Genomic DNA, 21,376 nt, shown 5'->3' on the forward strand with positions numbered 1-21,376 from the left:
CGGTCCGCACGTGAGTCCGCGCCGAGGGTCCCGCACCCTCGGCAGCGTCTTCTCGCGCCGCATGCTCGTCTGGGTCGCCGTCATCGTCGTCGCCCTGGTGGTCATCGACGTGGTGCTCGTGGCACTCGCGCTGGCGCGGACGGCGCCTTCGTCGAACGGGTCCCCGGGTCCGGTGCCGACCTTCTCGAGTTCACCCCGGTCGCCGGGCACCCGCACGGCCGAGCCGTCCGGCACCGCCACGGCGGATCCCGCAGGGATGGTCGCGCCCGGCCGTCGTCTGCTGTCCGCAGTGGACGGTCAGGAGGCATGGCGCGCCTCCAGTGGGGTCTGTGACGGAACCGACGGGGTGCTGGAACACACCGTGGACGGCGGAACGACGTGGACTCCGGTCGGTCTCGGGGCCGGAGCAGGCGCCTTGCTGGCGCTCCGCGCCGGCACGGACAGCATCTCGGTGGTCACCGGCACGGGCGACGGCTGCGAACCGACGGTCTGGACGTCCGTCGACGACGGGCGGTCGTGGAAGGACGGAGCCGCTGGCGCAGCCGGGGCCGGTGTCGGACCCGACGGGCTGATCCTGTCGACCGGAACCGTCGACTCCCCGTGTACCGACCCCATCGAGGCGTACGAGGGTGAGTTCACCACTGCCGTCGTCTGCGACGACGAGGTGCAGTGGCGTTCGGGCGACGGCGACTGGGTCGCTGTGCCGCTCGCGGGTGTCCGGTCCCTGGCGGACGACGGTGACTCGTACCTCGTCGCGAGTGTCGGTGCGGCCGCGTGTGCTGGTGCGGAGATCCGGTCCCTGCCCGCAGTCGGTGTGACGCCAGGGACGAAGTCCATGGTCGTCGGGTGCGCGGCGGAGGCTGACCCGGACGGGGCGCTCGCCGTCGCGCGGGCTGGGAACGCCGTGTGGCTGTGGTCCGGGAGCGATGCGCTGGTGTCGACGGACGACGGTGTCACGTGGTGAGTGGCGCGCAGGGCAGCTCTGCGCCGTCCCGCGCCGCGCAGTCGTCGACTGCTGACTGGAGCCGGGCTTACGGGCGCCGTGTGCTCTTCACCGACCTGCTCGTCCTGATCTGGGTGGTGTTCGGGGTGCAGATCGCCTGGCTGGGATTCGACTCGAACCTCGCGACGAACACGAACGACCTCCGACTGAACTACACGGGCATCTCGATCATCGTGATCCTGCTGTGGCTCGGTGCCCTGGCCGTGTTCGACACACGTGGTGCTCGTGTGCTCGGGGTCGGCAGCACCGAGTACCGGCTCGTGGCCGACTCGAGCGTCCGCGTGTTCGGAATCCTAGCCATCGCGGCGTTCCTGTTCCACATCGAGCTCGCCCGCGGGTACGTCCTCATCGCGTTCCCCGTCGGGATCCTGTTCCTGCTGCTCTCGCGATGGATGTGGCGACAGTGGTTGGTCGCGCAACGTCGGTCTGGCAGGTACTCCGCCAAGGTCCTGCTGGTCGGTTCCCCGGCGAGCGTGCAGCACATCGCCCAGGAGCTCGCCCGCACGCCCCAGGCCGGCTACCGAGTGCTGGGTGCCACGGTGTCCGGCGGACAGGTCGGCACCCTTCCCGGATCCGGCGTGCAGAGTTACGGCGGCTTCGACGACATCCTGACGGCGCTCGAGCAGAGCGGCGCTGACACCGTCGTCATCACGAGCGCCGACGACCTGCCCCCGGAACGAGTCCGCGAACTCAGCTGGTCCCTGGAACCCGGCAAGCAGCACCTCGTCGTTGCCCCGAGTCTCACTGACATCGGTGGCCCGCGCATCCACACGCGGCCGGTGCAGGGGCTGCCCCTGATCCACGTCGAGACGCCGACGTACGAGGGCCGGAAGCTGTGGACGAAGCGCGCGTTCGACATCGTCGGGTCGCTGCTGCTCATCGTCTTGTTGTCGCCGGTCCTGGCGCTCCTCGCGATCACCGTCCGGGTCAGTTCGGCGGGTCCGGTGCTCTTTCTCCAGGAGCGTGTCGGACTCAACGGCCGACCGTTCCGGATGGTCAAGTTCCGGTCCATGGCGTTCGACGCGGAAGACCGACTCCAAGAGCTCAGCAACCTCGATCGCGCTGCGGGAAATGACGTGTTGTTCAAGATGCGCGACGACCCGCGAGTCACACCGGTCGGTCGGTTCATGCGGCGGTTCAGCCTCGATGAACTGACGCAGCTGTTCAACGTCTTGTCAGGCAGCATGTCGCTCGTCGGACCGCGGCCCCCCTTGCAACGAGAGGTGGAGCGGTACGAGGCGCGGGTGCACCGCCGCTTCCTCGTGAAGCCTGGTGTCACGGGCCTTTGGCAGGTGAGCGGGCGATCCGATCTCGGGTGGGAGGACTCCGTGCGCCTCGACCTGTACTACGTCGAGAACTGGTCACTCGTCGGCGACGTCATCATCCTCTGGCGCACCGCTCGCGCCGTGGTGGGTTCGGCGGGCGCGTACTGACCGAGTCGTCAACCGGCGATGGCCGCGGAGAGCCGTCTGGCGAACTCTGTGTGACCGCGGGCGGACGGGTGCTTGTCGTCTGTGCCGAGGTCGATGTCCCATCGCAGCGCCGAGACGTAGCGCACCTTGGCCAAGCTGGCGGCTTCCTCAAGCGACGCATCGACCTTCGCTTCGCCCGTCACCGCGGGGACGTCCACCGGTCCGACCATGACGATGTCGAAGGCATCGAGCCCACGGAGCATCGAGCGGACCGCGGTCTGTTCGTCTTCGGCAGACGCTCCGACGTCGTTCAGCCCACCTTCGATGATCACCAGGTCGGGCTTCGTCGCGGCAACCCGGTCGACCCGAGACCCGAACGCGTTGTCCCCGCAGAATCCAGGGTTCGTGAACCCGGTGCCACCCTCCGCGAGGACGGTCACCGTCGCGTCCGTTTCGGCGGCGAAGACGTTGACCCACGCGTCGGTGCGGTCGGCCAGGCTGTCACCAGCGGCGTAGGAGTCGCCGATGACGGTGATCCGGAGCGGACCGGAACCGGTCACGTCCACGGTGCCGGCTGACCTTCCGTCCGCGCGGACCGACTCGCACGCTTGGTGGGTGGCGTACGACGCATGCAGCTTGTGCGCTCCGGCGATCAGCCCTGCTACTGCGACCACGGCACTTCCGATGACGATCGCTCGTTGGTTGGAGCGCTTCACATTCGGATTCTAGGAGGCGGTCAGTCGACTGCGCCGAACCCTGTCCGTCTCCCGCGCAGGGATGACGTGGCTGGCACCAGGCTGCGATTCCCGTCGAAGGACGTAGGCGGCGAGCGCCAGTGCGACGATCAGGCGATCCACGTTCCCCATCGGGCTGAACAGCAGGTCCCAGGCCCCGGCCAGGCAGCCGAAGGTCGCGAGGACGCCCCCTGTGCGAGTGAGCCCGATCGCCGAGGGGAGCGCGAAGAGCAGGTACGCGCCGATGATGGCAACGACGACGATTCCGCCGATCCCGAAGTGGTACCAGAGGTCTGCGGTCATCGAGTGGAGGTCGACCCGGCTGCCGAACACGTCGACGAGGAAGTAGTCGGAGGTGTAGTCACCGCCGACTGCTTGGACCCGCGCGATCGCCTCACGCGCGAGACCACCATTCGTGACCTCACCGATCCCGAAGCCCCACGGTTGAACCGAGAAGAGGTGGAGCGTGGCTGCCCACTCGGTACGAGCCGCCTCGACCCACGATCGGCCTGCGATGAACTGGTGCTGTGTCCGCAGCGCGATCGCTGCTCCGAGCAGCCCGGACTGCATCGCGACGATCGCCAACCGGGCAGCGATGAGCGCCGCGGCGATGATGGCGACGCTCCAGCGGACCGGGTGCTGAGCAAATCGTGCACGAGTCTTCGGGCCGATGAACGTCGCTGCCATCGCCAGGAGGGCGATCAGGGTCATGAAGCGCGCGTCACCAACCGCGCTGAGTGCTGCTGAGACGACCAGGATCGCGCGGGCCAGGAACAGCGAGTACCCCCATGCGAACGCGAGCGCGAGCATCGTGGCGAAGATCCCGATGCTCCCCTTCCACGCCAGCGGCTCGTTGACGAGCGCACTCACCAATCCGCCCGCGAGCACCAGCGTCATTGCGGTCCGCTTGCTCACACCGGTGCTGGCCCAGATCACGAGCGCGAGGGTGATGGGGATCGAGTAGATCCACGCGATGAGGGTGGCCTGCACGAACACGTCACCCGGCGAGCCCGAGGTCACTGGAGTGTAAGCGCCGGTGATCAGGCCACTTGCCGTCGCCACGGTGGCTGCGGCGAACAGAACCGCGACGATGCGCTCGTTCAGGAGTGTGCGGGCAACGACCGGCGCGAGGACGAGCCCGAGCAGGAGACCCGGGGCGGGGAACAACGACAGCCCGGGGATCTTCACGACTGCGACGAAGAGCACCAGATACTGCAGGGAGCGTTGCAACGTCGACGCGCCGCTCGACTCGATGGCCTTGTTCATCTCCTGCTGACCCCCAGTCGTGCGTCCACTATGCCTCAGCTCGCTCGGATCGGCCGTGCGGGCACACCCGCAACGGTCTGCATCGGCGCCACGGAGCGTGTGACGACGGCTCCCGCCGCAACGACGGCACCGCGGCCCACCGTGACCCCAGGCAGGACCGTCACTCGGGCGCCGATCCACGCACCATCCTCGATCACGATGGGCTCGGCGGTCTCGCGGCCAGCGCGCTGGTCGGGGGTTCCGATCTCGTGCGAGCCGGTCACGAAGAGGCACTGCATTCCGATGCGGACTTTCCGGCCGATCGTGATCGGCGCCGAGCCGTCGAAGAAGCAGTCGTAGTTGATGAAGGTGCCTGCGCCGATCGACACATTCCGCGCGCCGAAGAAGCACCGCGCCTGTACGTAGGAGCGGTGCACGTCGAGACCGACGACGCGGAGCAGCCGCCAGCGAGCACGGGGGACCACCGCTGCACTGGCGATAACGGTGTTGAGCACGAGGTCTCGCGCTGCTCGGCGCAGTTCACGGCGAAGGCTGGTCACGAGGCCGATCATGCGTGGATCCGTTCTGCATCGGGGGTCGACCTGTTCCAGAGCCGAACGGCGACCGCCGCTGCGATCGCCTTGAGGACTGCCATGCCGACGAGGGCGATCACGAGTCCGTCGAGACCGAGCGTGAGGGTGAGGGCGAGCTGCGTCGCCAGGTCGATGCTGACGACGATCAAGCGGATCCTGTGCGGGACACTCGGTCGAGCGCCGAACCGGACGACGAGGAGCGCGGTGTCCAGCACGAGGTTACCGGCCAGGGCCGCACCGACAGGCACGAGGAACGTGGCGGTGTGGCTGTAGTTCGCGCCCGCCACGCCGGACGCAGCCACTGCCCAGCCGATGAGGCCCGAAACGACGACGCCCGCGAGGCCCGCGGCGACCCATCGCGTCGCTGCTCGTGAGCGAGCCGTCCCTGCGTTCTGGCCGAGGTCGCTCATGTGCACCAAGAGCAGCGGCGTCAGGGCCTGGATGAGGCTGAAGACCGGGGCGAAGACGACCGAGTACGCAAGTCGGATCCCGGTGGTCGCGGAGGGGACCGCGACGAGGTAGATGATCAGGATGCCGAGTTGGGATCCGAGCGCCGAGTAGAGCGCCTCGGCGGAGATGCGCGATGCAGTGCCGAGAAGCCCCGGAATCGGGGACGAGTGCGGGTGCGCGCGGAGGACGGCGAGCCACGATGCTCCGCACGCCACGGTGAGGGCGGTCATCCACAGGACGAGAACGGGAACATCGGTGCCGAGGAGGAGCAAGACCACCGCGACGATGGCGAAAGCGGCGTATGGCAGGGCGCCCACGATCGCCGCGCGGAACCGGCGCTGCAGTGTGAGCAGGTAGTGCGGGCCGTCAGCGAGGACGATCAGCCCTGCGAGCACTGTCGGCGCCAGGGAAGCGGGGGTCGAACCGCTCGCGATCCAGATCGCGCTCGCCGCGGCGGCGATCAGCGCGAAGGTCACCGACGTGAGCGCGACCGCCCGACCGGACATCACCTGGTCGACGGGCAGGCCAGCGCGCGAGCCTGCCACGATCCGACCGTCCATCGCGAACGACCGAGCGCAGGCTGCAGCGATCACGCCGATCGCCGTCACGACGGTGAGCGCGGCGAAACTCCGTGTGCCGAGGGACGCGCTCGCGGTGATCGTGAAGAGGAAGAAAGCAGCCGACCACGAACCCTGGTCGATGAGCCGGAGGACGACGGGGTGCTGCGGGAGCGCCCGGATCCGTGCGAGCGCCGTCATCGTCAGGACGTCCGATCGAGGGCTTCACGAAGGAGGCCCCGTTCGGCTTCGAGCAGCCGGTCCGTCGTCCAGACGGTGCTCGGACGGCGGGGAAGGGACGCAGCACGCAGGACGGCACCGGCGATCGTCCCGATCGAACGGGGTGCCGACCGGGGGACGGTCACGCCCGAGGCGTCGGCGTAGTCGAGGACGGCCGCGGCGCCGGTCCCGGCGAAGGCCACGACGGGCAGGCCGACCGAGGTGGCTTCGCCGACGACGCCGGAGCCGCCCTCACGCGCGGACAGGTGCACGAGCACATCCGCTGCGTGCATTTCACGGACGACGTCGTCGCGAGGGATCTGGCCGAGGAACTCGACACGGGACTCGACTCCGAGGCGACGAGCGAGGTCCAGAAGATCGTTCGTCTGGCCGGGAGCCGGCTTGCCGGCGATTCGGAGGCTGGCCATCGAGAGCTCCGGCGTCGCCAGGGCCGCGATGCTCAGCTCGATGCGCTTGAGCGGCACCAGGTTCCCCACTGACAGGATTCGGATGCCGTCGCGATGGCCTTCGCCACGGGTAGCGGTGTCCGGCTCGGTGGTGAGCGGGCGGGTGTTGGGGAACACGCGCGCTGCTGCTCCCACCGACCGCAGCCGGTCGGCCAAAGCCGACGACGTGACGAGCGTGAGTCCGACGCGGCGGCCGGTCCGACTGGCGGCGATCGCGCTCAGGAAGTCGCGCAGCCGCTGCACGAGGTACCGGCTGCGCCAGTCCGTCGGCCGTGGTTCGTACAGGTAGGCGTCGGCGCGACCCGTCGAGCCGACGGGGCCCCAGACGGTGTGGGCTCGTCGGCGGAGCCAGGTGATCGGGGCAGGGAGGAGCTCGCTGGCAAACGTGACGTGCCGCGCGAGGACGATCCGATCGAGGTCCACGACCCCGCGAACGGCGGTGGGAGTCCGCCATCCCCACACGATGTGTTCGATACGCGTCAGCCGATGGTGGCGGAGGGGCCGGGACCACAGCGGCTCCGGAGGGCTGATCAGCTGCAGTCGTGCGATGTCGACGCCATCGGCGCGCAACCGATCGGCGGTCGCGATCCGGGAGCGCTCGTTCATCACCGCGACGACGTCCAGATCTCGCTCCTCGGCAATCTGGAGCCAGGTCGTCAAGTACTCCCACCCGATCGTCGGTTCGCTGGGGAGTCGCGGATCGCAAGCGAATGCGGTCAGGACGACCACGGGGCGATCGGCAATCACCGCGTGCTCCGGACGAGTGCCCTGCTGTACCCGCTGAACCGACGGGCCGCGGGGCTTCCCGTTCCGTGCCGCACGGCGGCGACGAGCCCGCGGAGACCGAGGCCGGAAGCGACGACGGCGGTCCAGAGCCCCACGGAGCGGCGCGAGAGAGCGAGGTCGGTGGCGTAGAAGTCTCGCAGGTTCAGGACCCAGTCGGCGTTGACCGTCGTCGACGCTGACGAATCGCTCTGGCCGACCAGGTGCGTGGCGCGCGCCTCCGGGGCCAACCAAACCCGGCGCCCCGCGCGTCGGACCCGGTGGCAGAACTCGATGTCCTCGGCGTACATGAACCAGCGCTCGGAGAGCCCGCCGACTTCGTCCCACGTGCGTCGAGCGACGACGAAGCACGCACCGGTCACCCACTCCACGGGCATCGTGCCGTGGACCTGGCGAGGCAGGAGGTAGTGCCCCTCGAGAAGCGGGAGCCGCGCGCTCAGGCGGGACAGCCCGAAGTAGTGCGTGAACATCCGCCAGACGGTCGGCATCCGGCCGGCGGACACGATCCGTTGCGGGGCGGGCTGTTCGACGAACGGCGCGACCACATCACCGGGGTTCGACCCCAGCGCGTCACGGAGCACACGGATGCCGTGCGCCCCGATCTGTGCGTCGGGGTTGAGCAGCATGACGAGATCGCCGTTCGATCGGCGGACCCCCTCGTTCACCGCTCGTGCGAATCCGACGTTCTCGTGGTTCTCGATCACGGTGGCCGACGGCCAGGCGCTCCGGACGACGTCGACGGTGTCGTCGGCCGATGCGTTGTCGATGACCACGAGTTCGAGGTCGTCGATCCCTGTCAGTCCATCGAGTGCGTCGAGGACGACACGGGCGCTGTTGAAGGTCACGATGACCACCGACAGGGTCGACTGGACGCGGTCATCAGTCGTCACGGTCGTCCTTCCGGCTCGTGCGCACCTGCGCTGGGACCCCTGCCACGACGGCGAACGCGGGGACATCTCGGGTGACCACCGCGCCGGCGGCCACGACGGCCCCGGAACCGATGGTGACGCCCTTGAGGATGATCGCGCCGGCTCCGATCCAGCAATCATCGCCGATGACGACGGGACTGCGGTCGTGGCCCTGCTCACGGATCGGGGCGACGCGGGAGTCGAACCGGTGGTTCTCGCTGACGACGGTCACGTTCGGTCCGAGCAGGCAGTCCTCGCCGATCGTGATGCCGCCCTGCCCCCAGATGACGTTCCCGCGTCCGACCGATGTCCGATCGCCGATACGCACGCCGACTCCGGGCTCTGCGACGACACCGCTGCCGCGGATCTCGGCACCGGCGCCGACGGTGACGTTCTCGCCGAGCCACACACCGCGCTTCGCGAAGCCGTCGATCGTGACGTCACGGTTGAGTGAGGTGCCTCGGCCAATCCGGACGTACTGGGGGTGACGGATGACGACGCCACGTGCCCGGAAGCGCGGTCCGATGTCAGCGAACCGTCGGGGCAGCGTGAGCCCGCCGATGGCCTGGAGCCCCTTGACGGCTGCGAACTGGCGCAGGACTCGTGGCGGGACGTCGGCGCTCATCGGCCGACCGCGGAGTCGTGCGTAGAGGGTGTCCAGGATGCTCATCGGCGGGCGTTCTCCCTCTGGTAGCCGGCTCGGATCGCAGCGACCACGTCGGCCCACGGTCGGTTCCCTGGCGCCTGGCTGCTCTCGCGACGCCACGGGTGGTCGAACTCCGCAGCGACGGCGTCGGCGATGGCCACGGTGTCACGCGGGTCGGCGTAGGTCACCGCGTCGCCGAGGACCTCGTGCAGCACAGGACGGTCGGATGCGATGACCGGGGCACCGCTCGCGAGCGCTTCGATCGGTGGTAACCCGTAGCCCTCGTCGAGCGACATGAACAGCATCATGCGGCACTGGCGGTACAGCCACGCGAGGCGTGCGTCGTCGACAGCCCCGGTGAACCGAACGGAGCCGTCCGTCACCGCCGTGCGCGCGGCGGCGGAGAGGGTCTCGGTGCGACCGTCTGGACTGCCCACCACCACGAGCGGGAAATCAGACGAAACGCGCCCGGACCGCACCACCGCGTCGATCACGGTCCCGACGTTCTTGCGGACGTTGAGCCGGCCGACGGTGAGGAGGAAGCGGCCAGGGTGCAGCTCCGGGTCCGCGTCCGTGCTCGCGTGCTCTCGTGTGATGGCGGTCGGAACGCCGAGGCCCGTTGACTCGACGCGCTGCAGTTCGGGGTTCCACGCCTTGATGCGTTCCACCTCGGTGCGCGAGGACGTGAAGACGATGTCGGCTCGGCGAGCGAACCGAGGGATCAAGCTGAGGTAGATCCGCTCCGTTCTCGTGAACCACTCTGGGTTCGACTGGAACAGCACGTCGTGCACGAAGACGCCGCTGTTCCGCGTGCCGGCGGCAAAGTTCTGCGCGAGCGTCGCGTCGAACGGCCCGAGGCGCCGATCGGTGTGTCGGAGAGCCACGCTGTTGATGAGCGGATGGAATCGCAGCGACGTACCAGTGAAGACGAGATCCGGCGACTCTGCGCGAGCGTGGGAGAGATCTACTGCGGGCACGACGAGGTGCAATTCGTCCGCCGGGAAGGACTGCCGCCATGCCCCGACGACCTCGCGGAGCACCATGTGGCCGGACGGCGGCCCGTTCATCCACCAGTAGCCGTCGAAAAGGACCCTCACGGCGAGTCCCCGGGAGGAAGCTGCCGGCGCATGAGCGCTTCGTAGGCCGCGCAGACCTTGTCCCAGGAGTAGACATCGGCGGCGCGCTGCCGGCCGAGCTCCGACAGCTCCCGCCGTCGCACCGAGTCGTCCAGGACCGTGCGCAGCGCGGAGACGATCGCATCGGGTTCGGGTGCGGTGAACGCCCCGCTGTCGCCGAGCACCTCACGGTTGTAGACAGTGTCCCGTGCGACCACCGGAGCGCCGAGCGCCATGGCCTGCACGAGCGCGGGATTCGTGCCGCCGACGCTGTGCCCGTGGAAGTACGCGCCGGACTGTGCCCAGAGCGTGTGCAGGAGTTCGTCGTCGTTGACGTGTCCGAGCCAGTGGATCCGCTCGTGCGCATCAGCGAGCGCCTGGGCCTGTTGATCGAGCTCGCCCCCGAACCCCGACGACCCGACGATCACGACGTCGTGCGTGCGCGCGATTTCAGGCGCTGCCTCGAACAGCTCAGCGATGGTGTTCTCCGGGACGAACCGGGCGACGACGAGGACGTACTTCCCGTCCTCGAACGGCGTCGCGGCGTGAACAGAACGGGGATCGCCGCCGTAGGGGATGAAGTGACCGTCACGGCCGAAGCGCGCTGACCAGTGCGTGCCGATCGCCTTGGCATCGACGATGATCTCGGTCGCCCAACGAGCAGTCATCCGGGCGCCCGTCCGGAACATCGTCCGCGCGAGACGTCCCCACTTCGCCCGTTCCCACTCGATCCCGTCGACGTTCACGATGGTGGCGATCCCTCGGGCGCGGAGCAGGGGGAGCCAGAACCCGTTGGCGACGTTCATCACGAGCGCGACGTCGGGTCGTGTCCACAATGCGTGCAACGAGGACGTGAGCCCGAAGGTCAAGGTGCTGAGGGACTTGCTCTGCAGGCCTCGCGTGACGATCGAGCGAACTCGGGGGTCGGCTTCGAACTCGTCGTCGGTCGTGCCGGGCCGGCCGTAGACGGTGACGTCCCAACCGCTGGCCGCGAGGTGCGGCGCGATGTGGCGAACAGCGGTCTCGAAGCCGCCGTAGAAGCTGGGGTAACCACGCGTGCCGATGATCGCCACCGATGGAAGACCTGTGCCAGTCAACTTGCCCCTCATCACGACCGAAGTCCGCTCGGTCGCTCTCCGGAGCAGTCGGCGGGTCGAACATAGCAAACGCGAGCACCTCTCTTTGCTTTCACGCGCGCTGATATCCCGGAACGCGGCCACGTCTCCGGAGGACGTCGACCCGGCCTCCTAAGCTGAGGCCATGTCGGACGCATCCGAGTCTCGACGTGCTGCTCGGACCCGGGGGCCTCGACGTCGCTGGCTCCTGTGGGGCGTCCTCTTCATCGTCCTGCTCGTGATCGCCGCGGTCGCCTGGGTGACGATCCGCGGGGTGCAGGCGAAGCAGGACCTCGAATCGTCCGTCGCGCACGTCGACACCCTGCGGTCGCAGTTGGCGACGGGCGACACCGCAGCTGCACAGCGCACGGCGGTGCAGCTCGAGTCGAGTGCCGCTGACGCCCGGGCGAAGACGAGCGACCCGGTGTGGGCCGTCTTCGAGCACACGCCGTTCATCGGCGGCAACCTCCGCGCCGTCCGACAGGTGTCCGCGATCGTGGACGACGTGGCGAGCGACGCCGTCCGTCCGGTCGCCGGGATCCTGGGTGACGTCGACGTCGACGCGTTCAAGCCCGAGGGCGGCAAGATCGACCTGCAGCCGCTCGTGGCGGCGCAGCCGGCGGTCGCGAAGGCGACCACCGCGCTCAGCAAGGCGACCAGGGCAGCCGACCGGATCGACACCGGTGACACCGTGTCGGCGGTGACGGACGCGGTGAACCAGCTCCGGGCCTCCTTGGCGTCGGTCTCGGAACAGGCGGCCGTCGCCGACAAGGTGGTGCAGCTGGCGCCGGCGATGCTCGGCGAGGGCGGTGCGAAGCAGTACCTCGTGCTCTTCCAGAACAACGCGGAGTTGCGTGCCGGCGGGGGGATCCCCGGCGCGGTGGCGTTGCTGGACGTCCGCGACGGTGCGATCTCACTCGGGCAGCAGGCGTCGACGTCGGACTTCCCGCAGACCGACGACCCGGTGCTGCCGCTCACCACGGAGACGCAGGGCCTGTACGGCTCGATCACGGGGGAGTTCATCCAGGACGTCACGCTGACGCCACGCTTCGACACCTCGGCGAAGCTGGCACGGGAGATGTGGAAGCGCCAGTTCGGACAGCAGGTCGACGGCGTGCTGTCGATCGACCCGGTGACGCTCGGTTACATCCTGAAGGCGACGGGTCCGGTCACGCTGGCGACGGGGGACCAGCTGACATCGGACAACGCCGTGCAGCTGCTGCTGAGCGAGGCGTACGCGAAGTACCCGGACCCGACCGTGCAGGACGCCTTCTTCGCGTCGGCAGCCAGCGCGGTGTTCACGAAGGTCTCCGAGGGCGGCTTCGACCCGAAGGAGTTCATCGCGGCGCTGACGACCGGTGTCGACGAAGGACGGGTCAAGCTCTGGAGCGCCGACAAGAGCGAGCAGTCGGAGCTCACCGGGACCGCCATCGCAGGGGGACTGCCGATCAGCGACACGAGCTCACAGCAGTTCGGTGTGTACCTCAACGACGCCACCGGCGCGAAGATGGACTACTACCTCGAGAAGACCGTGTCGGTCGGCAGCGAGGTGTGCCGGAAGGACGGCCGACCGACGTGGACGGTCGAGGTCACGCTGAAGAGCACCGCCCCGGCGGACGCGGCGACGAGTCTGCCGGAGTACGTCACCGGAGCCGGAGCGTTCGGCGTACCGCCCGGCGCAGTTCGGACAAACGTCGCGGTCTACGCCCCCTCTTCAGGGGTGTACGTCACATCCGCTCAGGATGGGAAGACGGCGTCTCCGCAGACGGCGACGGACGGTGACCATCCCGTCGCACAGTTCCAGACCACCCTCTCACCAGGGAAAAGCACGACGATCCGGGTGCAGTACCTGGGCGGCGCCGACCAGGGGCGGACCGCGGTCGACGCGGTGTCGACCCCCGGTGTTCATCAGTCGGTTACAAAGCCGCTGGCCACCAGCTGTGAATCCCCGGTAGATTGAGCGAACTTCGCCATCGCGCCTGCAAGTACGGGGGGCTGATCGCACTTCAATCCGCCGGAGACATCAGGGTCCACGAGCGGAGACATCAGGGTCTAGGGGACACATCCATGAAGAAGATCATTGCTGCGGTCGTCCTGGCCGCTGCTGCGTTCGTTGCCGTTCCGTCCGCTGCCAACGCCGCCGGCTACGTGCCCGCGTCGAACGTCAGCGTCTCGGGCTCGGCCGTTTCCGGTGGCACCGCGACCGTCGGCTTCGCCGCCGGTTCGTTCGTCGCCAACGAGACGGTCTCCGTCTCCGTGACCGGTGCTGGCGCCGTCACGCTGGGCGCGCTGCCCATCACCACCGTCTCCAAGACCTACACGGCGTCGTCGACCGGTGCCGCTGCGGTCTCCGTCACGCTGCCGCAGGGCGCGTCGGGCACCTACTCGCTCACCGCGACCGGCGCCACCTCGGGCAACGTGGCCACCTCGGCCCTGACGGTCGTCCCGGCCGACGGCACCGCCGTCGTCCCGGCTGCTGCTGCTGGCACCAACGGCAACGGCGAGCTCGCCTTCACCGGTTCCACGATCTCGATGCTCGCGATCTGGGTCGCCGGCGGCGCCGTCGTCCTCGGTGGTGGCCTGCTGCTGGTCCGCACCTCGGTCCGTCGTCAGCGCGAGTCCGTCTGAGTCTCGACGCACTGCACGAAGCCCCCGGAGCGCATCGCCCCGGGGGCTTCGTCGTGTCCGGGTGTCAGCGACGCCGTCGGGGCGCCGCCCACGACAGCACCAGTACCCCGAGCAGCGAGCCCAGAACCGCACCCAGGCCGTTCGCCAGGACGTCGGCCAGTGACGCGGTGCGCGCGGGCAGGAAGAGCGCCTGGCCGGTCTCGATGCCGACACTGACGGCCAGGCCCGCACCCGCCCCGGCCCACCACCACCGCGCTCCCGCGAGCAGGAGCACGAGCAGACCCAGCGGGACGAAGAACACCACGTTCGACAACGACTCGATCGTGCCGTAGCCGAACCAGTCGGGGGCTCCGTGGCGATGGGCGATCGTGATCACCCGGTCGAGCGTCGGACCGGCCACCGCGTCGACGGGTGAACCCCAGAACCCGACGAGCACCACCGCGACGCCGTAGGCGGCGGCCAGCCACGTCGCGACCCGACGGCTGCGTCCGGTGGCCGGGGCGTGCCCTGGATCGCGGGGACTGTCGGAGGTCACCCGACCGACGGTAGTGAGTCGGGCCTCCCGGATGGGTGTCTCCGTCATTCCGTGACGCATCTCGGAGGTCCGGAAAGCGAGTACCCCGATCTGGCGCGTGTACCCCGGAAAGACGTCACACCGCCCCGGAAACCCGGGGGACGCCGATGGGCCGCATTGAGAGAACCCGTGAATCAACGGGCATCGCTGGCGGTTCGGGCCGTGGTTCTCGTAGCGTTCTGGTGTCAGCAGATGTACCCCGGATCGTGAAGGAGAGCGACATGAGCATCACCGTCAACAACGCGACGCAGGCCGAGGTCACCCTCGACACCGACACGGTCGACACCATCGCGATCCTCGAAGCCGACGCGGCGCCCTCGACCCGTCCGACCCGCGCCAAGGTCACCTGGGTGCAGGAAGACCAGGGCGAGTGGATCGCTGGCTACGGCGGGTACTTCGGCGGCAGCGTCGACAAGCGCGACGGCCGCTTCGTCGCCTCGGACACCTTCGGCCTGGTCGTCGGTGAGTTCGCATCGCTGGAAGAAGCGCAGACCAAGCTCGAGGACCAGCTCCACGTCATGCTCCCGTCGGTCATCCGACCGGTCGAGTAGGCACCACCGCACCACCGCACCACCGCACCACCACGCCCCCGCGCCACGGGCACCGTCGGCGCCCGTTCCATCACGCACCATCGGCGTCCGCGACGCCCGCAGCACCGGCACGCAGCACGAAGCACCAGCACGCAGCACAGCCCGAAGGAGCACGACCATGAGCATGACCGCCGATCACCACCAGCAGACCGAAGTGACGCTGGACACCCGGACGATCGAGGTCATCGACGAGATCGAGGCGCAGGTCGTCGCCGACACCGCGCCTGCTCGTGTCCGCATCAGCTGGGCGCAGCCCGACACCGGGCTCTGGGTCGCGAACTACGGCGGGTACTACGGCGGCACCGTCGACCGGCAGGGCACGCACTTCTTCGTCGCCGACACGTTCGGCGAGTACGTGGGGGACTTCCGCTCCCTCGACGAGGCGAAGGGGCGTCTGGCCGAACGGCTGCACGTGCTGCTGCCGGACGTGATCCGCGCCACCGCCTGATCCAGCCCACGCTCGAACCCCCGAAACCCCACCGGATCCCGGTGGGGTTTTCTTGTGCCCCGAGCGGGTGGCGCGGCCCTGAGATGCGCCTACCCCCACAACGAGTGGTCCCCCCTATTGGGGACCCGCACCGACCCCACTTCGGTGTCGAGACCTGCCAGTATCGACCCGGCGCCAACGACCGTTCTCCCTGAACCGACGGCCGTTGCTCAGCGCCCGCATCGTCTCGACCCGAAAGTGATCATGCTGCCTGGAAACCAGGGCACCGCTGTGCCTCGACGCCGCTTCGGCGTCCGAACCGTCGCCATGTTCGGCGCTGCGCTGCTCGTCGGCGCCGGTCTCTCGACGACCACGGCGGTCATCGCGGCCGAGCCGGCCTCGGCCGTCACCGCGATCTCGAACGGTGCACTGGTGTGCGACCAGAACACGCTCTACGCCATCGACAGCACGGGCAAGGTCGTCGCCGTGGACATCACCACCGGCGACTCCAAGGGCACGACCGCGGACGTCACGAACCTCGGCACCGGGGCCAACAACGGCCTCGGTATCTCGCGTGAGGGCGTGTCGATGTTCGCCGCGTCGAACAACGTCAGCGCCACGCTCCGGCAGTACAACCCGAAGGACGGGAGCGTGTCCGACCCGATCACGACGGACCAGAAGCGCGTCGTGATCCGCGGTGCGGTGAACCCGAAGGACGGCATCTACTACTACGGCGACAACGCCGGGTGGCTCGGCGCCTACGACCCGGCCACCAGCACGTACCTGGGCCAGGTCGGGCAGATCAACGGCTTGAAGGCCGGCAACGGTGACTTCGCGTTCAGCTCGCGCGGCCTGTTCTTCGTCGTCGCGGCCGACACGGTCTACCGCGTCAACACCGACGAGGTCTCGAGCACCCCGGGCGCCACCGCCATGTCGACCTCCGCCATCGCGACCCTGCCGGCGGGCACCAGCAGCCCGGGCATCGCGTTCTCGTCCGACGGCTACCTGTACGTGTCGAACACCGTGACGGCGAACAACGTCTCCACGACCACGATCTACCAGCTCGACCCCACCTCGGGCGCGCAGGTCCGCAGTTTCCCGATCGTCGGCAACTACGCCGCCACCGACCTCGCCAGCTGCAACTACGCCGACACCGTCACCGGTGAGGCGAGCGTCGACAAGCGCTGGAACGCGGGCGACCAGTTCGGCCTCGCCATCACCGGCGGCGGCATCGACCCCACGAAGCCCGGCACCTCGGCGACGACGACCGGCACGGGCACCGGCACCCAGTCGCAGCGCGCCGGCGCCGTCCTCAGCACACCGAACAAGGACTACACGGTCACGCAGACCGCCTCGGGCACCACCGACCTGGCGAACTACAGCACGTCGTGGGTGGCACGGAACCAGACGACCGGCGCGCTGGTCGCCGACGGCAAGGGGAACACCGGCACCTTCACGTTCCCCGCAGCCACGACCGCCGACGGCACCGACGTCATGGTGACCTTCACCAACACGCTCAAGGCCGTCCACGTCACCACGACCTCGGACACCGGCAACACGCCGAACGGCACCACGCTGACGGTGCCCGCGTCCAAGGGCGTGCTGTCGAACGACAGCGGCACCGGCCTGTCCGTCGTGTCGAACACCACGCCCGCCCACGGCACCGCGACCGTGCAGCCCGACGGCTCGTACACGTACACCCCGGCCGACGGCTTCTCAGGCACGGACACCTTCCAGTACACGGCGAAGGACTCGTCGGGCCAGACCTCGACCAGCACGGTGACGATCACCGTCGCCCCGGCGGGCACCGACGACGCGTTCAGCGTGCACGCCGGCCAGACCGCCACCGCGGACGCGAAGACGGGTCTGCTCGCGAACGACCACGGCACCGGATTGACGGTCACGGGCAACACCAAGCCCGCCCACGGTGACCTGACCGTCGGCAAGGACGGTTCGTACTCGTACACCCCGACCGCCGGGTACTCCGGCCCGGACTCCTTCACCTACACGGCGAAGGACGGCGACGGCGCACCGATCAGCGGCACGGTCACCATCACGGTGCTGCCGACCGCGGTCGCCGACACGATCACCGCGACGGCGGGCACCACCGCCCCCGGCACCGCGCCCGGCCTGCTCGCCAACGACCTCGGCTCGGACCTGACGGTCACGGGCAGCACCAAGCCGTCGCACGGTGACGTCGTCGTCGCGAAGGACGGCAGCTCCACCTACACCCCGGCCACCGGCTACTCCGGCCCCGACTCCTTCACGTACACGGTCACCGACGGCAACGGGAAGAGCGACACCGTCACCGTGACCGTGAACGTCGCCCCGCTGGCGAAGGACGACACCGTCCGCGTCGCCGCCGGCACCACGTACACCGCCGACACCCGCGCCACCGGCGTCCTGGGCAACGACCTCGGCACCGGCCTGACCGTCTCGTCGAACACGAAGCCCGCGCACGGCGAGCTCACCCTCGACAAGGCGACCGGTGCGACCACCTACACGCCGGCCGACGGTTTCTCGGGCACGGACTCGTTCCGGTACACCGCGACGGACACCGCCGGTGCGCCGACGACCGCCACGGTGACCATCACGGTCAACCCGACGATCGCGAACGACTCCACGACGACGAGCGCCGGCACCCCGGTGAACGTCGACGTGCAGCACAACGACCGCGGCACGGACCTGGTCACCACGATCGTCACCGGTCCGGCGAACGGCACCGCCGTGGTCGCCGAGGACGGCACCGTCGACTACACGCCGACGGGTGACTTCTCCGGCACCGACTCGTTCACCTACACCGTGACCGACGGCGACAAGGTCACCACCAGCCCGGCGACGGTCACCGTCACCGTCAAGCCGGTCGCGAACGGCGACACCGTGTCGACGAAGTCCGGCGAGACGCTGACCATCGCGCCGGAGACGCTCACCGGCAACGACACGGGAACGAAGCTGACCGTCACCGACGCGGCCGCCGTGCCGGACGCCGACGGCACGACGCACGGCGACGTCACGATCGACCCGGCCACCGGCGTGATCACGTACACGCCGAAGCCCGGATTCTCGGGCACCGACACCGTCACCTACACGGTGCGGGACGACTCCGGCCAGACCACGACCGGCACGATCACCGTCGTCGTCGGCCCGATGGCCACCCTGGACACCGCGACCGCCACTGCCGGCACCACGCTGACCGTGGGCGGGGACGGCGACGACCGCACGGGCGTGCTCGCGAACGACGAGGGCACGAAGCTCACCGCCACGGTCGACCTCGAACCGGCGAACGGCGACCTCGAGCTGGCGGAGGACGGGTCGTACACGTACACCCCGAAGGACGGCTTCTCGGGCACGGACACCTTCACCTACACGGCGAAGGACCCCTCCGGCGGGACCGCCACGGGTGTGGTGACCATCACGGTCGAGCCCGGCACCGAGCCGGACGAGATCACGGTCAAGGCAGGCGGCAGCAAGACGGTCACCTCCGCCGACCTGACCGGCAACGACCACGGCACCGGCCTGTCCGTGCTCGACATCCTCGTCGGCAAGAGCGGCACGAACGGCACCGCGGTCCGGAACGACGACGGCACGGTCACCTACACGCCGAAGCCGGGCTTCTCGGGCACCGACGAGTTCACGTACACGGTCACGGACCGCAACGGCCTCACGAACACCGGCACCGTCTCCGTCCGGGTCACCCCCGTCACGGCGGGCGGCTCGACCACGGCCGACGCCGACGGCTCGACCACCGTGCCGGCCGACAAGGGCGTGCTCGAGGGCGCCACCGGCACCGACCTGCACGTCACGGACAACACCGACCCGTCGCACGGTGACGTCGTCGTCGAGAAAGACGGCGGCTACACCTACACGCCGAAGCCCGGCTACTCCGGTCCGGACTCGTTCGACTACACCGTCACCGACGGCGCCGGCGGCACCACGACCGGCACCGTGACGATCGTCGTCGCCCCGAAGGCCGTCGCCGACACCGCGACCACCACCGCCTCGACCCTGGTCGACGTCGTGGTCACGGGCAACGACTCCGGTACGAAGCTCTCCGTCACCGCGGTCACCAAGCCCGGTCACGGCGAGGCCGCGATCACCGGAGGCGGAGGCGGAGGCGGAGGTGGAGCCAGCACCGGCACCACCGGCACCGTCACGTACACGCCGGCCGACGGCTTCTCCGGTACGGACACGTTCACCTACACGGTGACCGACCCGACCGGCGGCACCGCGACGGCGACCGTCACGGTGACGGTCGAGCCCGTCGCCGTCGCGGACGCCGTGCACACCACCGCGGGGACGGCGCTGGCGATCGCCGGCACGACGCTGACGGCCAACGACCACGGCACGACGCTCACGGTCACCGGCCACGGTGACGCCGCACACGGCGACGTGACCAAGGGCACCGAGCCCGGCTCGCTCGTCTACCTGCCGAAGAAGGGCTTCTCCGGCACGGACACGTTCACGTACACCGTCACGGACGGCTCCGGTCAGACCGCCACGGCGACCGTCACCGTCCTGGTCGGCACCATGGCGACGCCCGACACCGGCCGCACCGCCACCAACGGCACCGTGACCGCCACCGTCGGCACGGGCGTCCTGTCCGACGACGAGGGCACCGACCTGTGGGCGAAGACCGACCGCAAGCCGGCACACGGCACCGTGGTGCTGGCGAAGGACGGCTCGTACGTCTACACGCCGGAGCACGACTGGTCGGGCATCGACACCTTCACCTACACGGCGGTCGACCGCGACGGCAACACCGCGACCGGCCTCGTCACGATCACCGTCACCCCGACGGCGACGAACGACAAGGCAGCCACGAAGGCCGGCAAGCCGGTCACCGTCGCCGGCCCCGGTGTGCTCGGCAACGACCACGGCAGTGACCTGACGGTCGTGACCTCCGGCACGGCGGAGCACGGCACGGTCTCGATCGCCGCGGACGGCACGTTCGTCTACACCCCGGCGAAGGGCTTCTCCGGCACCGACACCGTGACCTACCGGGCACAGGACGGATCGGGCCAGCAGGTCGACGCCACCGTCACCGTCACCGTCGGCATCGACGCGACGAAGGACGCCGGCCGCACCGTCGCCGGCACCCCGATCGCCCGTGACACCGCCCACGGTCTGCTCGCCAACGACCAGGGCACCCGCCTCACCGCGGCCCTGGACCGGCGGCCGGCCCACGGCACGGTGACGGTCCAGCCCACCGGCGCGTACGTCTACACCCCGGCCGCCGGCTTCACCGGCACGGACACCTTCACCTACACGGTGACGGACGCCTCGGGGCAGACCACCACCGCCACCGCCACGATGACGGTCGTCGCCGCCGCGGTCGCGAAGGACGACTCCGCCACCGGGACCGTCGGGCACCAGGTCACGATCGACCCGCTCGACAACGACTCCGCCTCGGGCGGTGCCACCTTCGAGGCGGGCACCCTGCACCTGATCGACCCGGAGACGGGCAAGCAGTCCGACCGCGTCGTCGTCAGCCACGAGGGCACCTGGACCGTCCGCGACGGCAAGGTCGTCTTCACCCCGGCGAAGGGCCACACCGGCACCACCTTCATCGGGTACACGCTGACGGACAGCAATGGCCAGACGGTGACGGCGACCATCACGGTCACCTACCCGACCGGCATCGCGGCAGCGGTCCACACCGCGGAGCTCGCCTTCACCGGTGCGACCGGCCTCGTCGGCCTCGGCCTCGCGGCGATCGCGCTGCTCCTGGCCGGCGTGCTGCTCGTGACGCGTCGCCGCATCGCGGCGGGCATCGCAGCCGCCCCGGGGATCCGACGCAGCGCGCGTCCGTAACCACCGCGGTCGACCGGGAGGCCCGGATCACGTCAGCCGACAGGCGCACGTGATCCGGGCCTCCCGTCTTCCTGCCCGGTCGCGTGCGCGCGGCCGCGC

Annotated in this window: 17 protein-coding genes; 7 read left to right on the forward strand and 10 right to left on the reverse strand. The window is 69.5% G+C overall.

Going from position 1 to position 21,376, the window contains the following annotated elements:
• The first annotated feature begins 10 nt into the window (after positions 1–10).
• Both ITJ60_RS14925 and ITJ60_RS14930 read left to right on the forward strand, forming a co-directional pair.
• A complete protein-coding gene (locus tag ITJ60_RS14925; RefSeq protein WP_194648492.1) occupies positions 11–964 on the forward strand; it encodes a hypothetical protein in 954 nt (317 codons plus the stop codon).
• Complete coding sequence (locus tag ITJ60_RS14930; RefSeq protein ID WP_416371915.1) at positions 961–2,436, forward strand: sugar transferase; 1,476 nt, start codon at positions 961–963, stop codon at positions 2,434–2,436. The genes ITJ60_RS14925 and ITJ60_RS14930 overlap by 4 nt, the downstream gene beginning before the upstream one ends.
• Positions 2,437–2,444: 8 nt before the next feature.
• Here the strand turns inward: ITJ60_RS14930 and ITJ60_RS14935 are convergent, their stop codons facing one another.
• The 9 genes from ITJ60_RS14935 to ITJ60_RS14975 all read right to left on the reverse strand — a co-directional run bounded on the left by ITJ60_RS14935 (position 2,445) and on the right by ITJ60_RS14975 (position 11,229).
• Positions 2,445–3,131, reverse strand: a complete 687-nt coding sequence (locus ITJ60_RS14935; protein ID WP_123340098.1) for an SGNH/GDSL hydrolase family protein — start codon at positions 3,129–3,131, stop codon at positions 2,445–2,447.
• Positions 3,132–3,140: 9 nt separating this feature from the next.
• Positions 3,141–4,415: a hypothetical protein gene (locus ITJ60_RS14940; protein ID WP_194648494.1), complete on the reverse strand. Its 1,275-nt coding sequence runs from the start codon at positions 4,413–4,415 to the stop codon at positions 3,141–3,143.
• A gap of 35 nt (positions 4,416–4,450) precedes the next feature.
• On the reverse strand, positions 4,451–4,966 hold the full coding sequence (locus ITJ60_RS14945; RefSeq protein WP_194648495.1) for an acyltransferase: 516 nt from the start codon (positions 4,964–4,966) through the stop codon (positions 4,451–4,453).
• Positions 4,963–6,195, reverse strand: coding sequence for a hypothetical protein (locus ITJ60_RS14950; RefSeq protein ID WP_194648496.1), 1,233 nt, complete (start codon positions 6,193–6,195; stop codon positions 4,963–4,965). The genes ITJ60_RS14945 and ITJ60_RS14950 overlap by 4 nt, the downstream gene beginning before the upstream one ends.
• Positions 6,196–6,197: 2 nt before the next feature.
• Positions 6,198–7,340, reverse strand: coding sequence for a glycosyltransferase (locus tag ITJ60_RS14955; protein WP_194648497.1), 1,143 nt, complete (start codon positions 7,338–7,340; stop codon positions 6,198–6,200).
• 83 nt (positions 7,341–7,423) lie between these two features.
• On the reverse strand, positions 7,424–8,353 hold the full coding sequence (locus ITJ60_RS14960) for a glycosyltransferase family 2 protein (protein WP_194648498.1): 930 nt from the start codon (positions 8,351–8,353) through the stop codon (positions 7,424–7,426).
• Positions 8,343–9,041 carry an acyltransferase gene (locus ITJ60_RS14965; protein ID WP_228510415.1) on the reverse strand — a complete coding sequence of 233 codons (699 nt, stop codon included), beginning with the start codon at positions 9,039–9,041 and terminating at the stop codon, positions 8,343–8,345. The genes ITJ60_RS14960 and ITJ60_RS14965 overlap by 11 nt, the downstream gene beginning before the upstream one ends.
• On the reverse strand, positions 9,038–10,114 hold the full coding sequence (locus ITJ60_RS14970) for a glycosyltransferase family 4 protein (protein WP_194648499.1): 1,077 nt from the start codon (positions 10,112–10,114) through the stop codon (positions 9,038–9,040). Before ITJ60_RS14970 ends, ITJ60_RS14965 begins: the two co-directional genes overlap by 4 nt.
• Entirely contained in the window at positions 10,111–11,229 is a 1,119-nt protein-coding gene (locus ITJ60_RS14975) for a glycosyltransferase (RefSeq protein WP_228510417.1), read from the reverse strand. Before ITJ60_RS14975 ends, ITJ60_RS14970 begins: the two co-directional genes overlap by 4 nt.
• Before the next feature lie 163 nt (positions 11,230–11,392).
• Between ITJ60_RS14975 and ITJ60_RS14980 the strand changes: the two genes are divergently transcribed.
• Together ITJ60_RS14980 and ITJ60_RS14985 are read left to right on the forward strand one after the other, a co-directional pair.
• Positions 11,393–13,207 (forward strand): DUF4012 domain-containing protein, encoded by a 1,815-nt coding sequence (locus ITJ60_RS14980; RefSeq protein WP_194648501.1) that lies wholly within the window; start codon positions 11,393–11,395, stop codon positions 13,205–13,207.
• A 107-nt stretch (positions 13,208–13,314) separates the two neighbouring features.
• Positions 13,315–13,875: a sortase gene (locus tag ITJ60_RS14985; protein WP_123293616.1), complete on the forward strand. Its 561-nt coding sequence runs from the start codon at positions 13,315–13,317 to the stop codon at positions 13,873–13,875.
• Between the two features lie 64 nt (positions 13,876–13,939).
• Here ITJ60_RS14985 and ITJ60_RS14990 read toward each other — a convergent pair whose 3' ends face one another.
• Positions 13,940–14,410, reverse strand: coding sequence for a VanZ family protein (locus ITJ60_RS14990; protein ID WP_194648502.1), 471 nt, complete (start codon positions 14,408–14,410; stop codon positions 13,940–13,942).
• A 260-nt stretch (positions 14,411–14,670) separates the two neighbouring features.
• Between ITJ60_RS14990 and ITJ60_RS14995 the strand changes: the two genes are divergently transcribed.
• The 3 genes from ITJ60_RS14995 to ITJ60_RS15005 all read left to right on the forward strand — a co-directional run bounded on the left by ITJ60_RS14995 (position 14,671) and on the right by ITJ60_RS15005 (position 21,277).
• Complete coding sequence (locus ITJ60_RS14995; protein WP_123340108.1) at positions 14,671–15,000, forward strand: hypothetical protein; 330 nt, start codon at positions 14,671–14,673, stop codon at positions 14,998–15,000.
• 157 nt (positions 15,001–15,157) lie between these two features.
• The gene (locus ITJ60_RS15000; protein ID WP_228510421.1) at positions 15,158–15,487 is read left to right on the forward strand and encodes a hypothetical protein; all 330 of its coding nucleotides are present in this window, start codon (positions 15,158–15,160) and stop codon (positions 15,485–15,487) included.
• A gap of 270 nt (positions 15,488–15,757) precedes the next feature.
• On the forward strand, positions 15,758–21,277 hold the full coding sequence (locus ITJ60_RS15005; protein ID WP_194648503.1) for an Ig-like domain-containing protein: 5,520 nt from the start codon (positions 15,758–15,760) through the stop codon (positions 21,275–21,277).
• The last annotated feature ends 99 nt before the right edge of the window (positions 21,278–21,376 follow it).

This window comes from Curtobacterium sp. VKM Ac-2884, from assembly GCF_015350945.1.
Lineage (GTDB): Bacteria > Actinomycetota > Actinomycetes > Actinomycetales > Microbacteriaceae > Curtobacterium.